1 protein-coding gene is annotated in these 1,411 nt (G+C 67.4%); it reads right to left on the bottom strand.

Annotated elements, in window-relative coordinates; translation table 11 throughout:
- Positions 1 to 54 precede the first annotated feature (54 nt).
- Positions 55 to 1,287 carry an IS256 family transposase gene (locus ACTS2Z_RS11065; RefSeq protein WP_442573266.1) on the bottom strand — a complete coding sequence of 411 codons (1,233 nt, stop codon included), beginning with the start codon at positions 1,285 to 1,287 and terminating at the stop codon, positions 55 to 57.
- Between the last annotated feature and the right edge of the window lie 124 nt (positions 1,288 to 1,411).

The raw sequence follows: 1,411 nt of genomic DNA, 5'->3' as shown, positions 1-1,411 counted from the left end.
GGTCACGTCCGTCAACGTGGTGGAAAATGCTGATGGGCTTGAGGTGGCCACGGCTCAGGCGGCCTTGGGTGGAAGTTGCAGGGTCTCGTTGGTGGGCGGCGGGTTGAGCATGTCGACCATGGCCTCGACGCCCATGTAGCGGTGCTGCATCTGCCATTCATCATTGGCCTCGAGTAGGACAGCGCCGATGAGGCGGATGATGGAGGCTTCGGAGGGAAAGATGCCGACCACGTCGGCGCGGCGCTTCACCTCCTTGTTCAGCCGCTCGAGCGTGTTCACGGAGTGGAGCTTGGTCCTGTGCTGCGCCGGGAACGCCATGTAGGCCAGCACGTCGTCTTCGCTGTCATCCATGAGCAGCCCGAGCTTCGGCCAGCGGGGACGGAGCTGGTCGGCCACATGGCGCCAGGTCTGCCGCGCGCTGGCCTGGTCGGGCTGCAGGAACGCCTGGCGCAAGGCAGCGGAGGCCATGGACTGCTGGGCCTTGCCGACATGGGCCAACGCGTTTCGCATCCAATGCACCCGGCAGCGTTGCCATGTCGCCCCGAGGACGCGGGCGATTGCCGCCTTGAGCCCTTCATGAGCGTCGGAAACGACAAGCTTCACGCCCTTCAGGCCGCGCTTCACCAGGCTCTTGAGGAAGGCGGCCCAGAATGTCTCCGCCTCGGAGGGGCCAATGTGCAGGCCGACGATCTCGCGCCGCCCCTCGGCATCGCAGGCCACGGCGATTATGGCCGCGACGGAGACGATGCGGCCGCCCTCGCGCTGGCGCAGGTAAGTCGCGTCCAGCCAGAGATACGGCCACTCGCCGGACAACGGCCGGTCGAGGAAGGCGCCGACGCGCTCGTCTATGTCCTTGCACAGCTTCGAAACGGTGGACTTCGAGATCCCGGTCAGGCCCATGGCCTGCACCAGGTCGTCAACGCGGCGCGTCGGAGACCGCAGGTCGGCCAACGGCCACACCCCGCCGATCCAGGCCTCCTGGATGACGGCCACCAGGGCCTTCTCGGAGGTCTTCCGCGGCTCCAGGAACGGCGGGAAGTAGCTGCCCTGCCGGAGCTTCGGAATGCGCAGCTGCAGGGCGCCGAGCCGCGTGTCGAGCGTACGGTCGCGGAAGCCGTTGCGGTAGTTCAGCCGCTCGCCGGTGCGCTCGTGCCGCCCGGCGCCGATCAGGCCCTCCACGTCGGCCTCCATCAGCATCTGCAGCACCGCCTCGGCAACGCTGCGAAGGAAGTCACCGTCTCCTGCTTTCGCCAGCAGCTCGGCGAGTGGCAGTCTGTCCTCGGTCATCAGGTCCTCGGTCGGTCAGGGGTGGGAGCTTCGCAACTCCACCCTAGCCGCCAGGTCCGATGGCCACCCCAGCCCTACACCCCGGCCAAAACCGGAATTTCCACCACCTCCGCGGACGCTACCC

This window comes from Glycocaulis sp. (genome assembly GCF_052168375.1).
Lineage (GTDB): Bacteria > Pseudomonadota > Alphaproteobacteria > Caulobacterales > Maricaulaceae > Glycocaulis.
The sequence above is the reverse complement of the archived record's forward strand: the minus strand, read 5'-3'. Positions and strand labels throughout refer to the sequence as shown.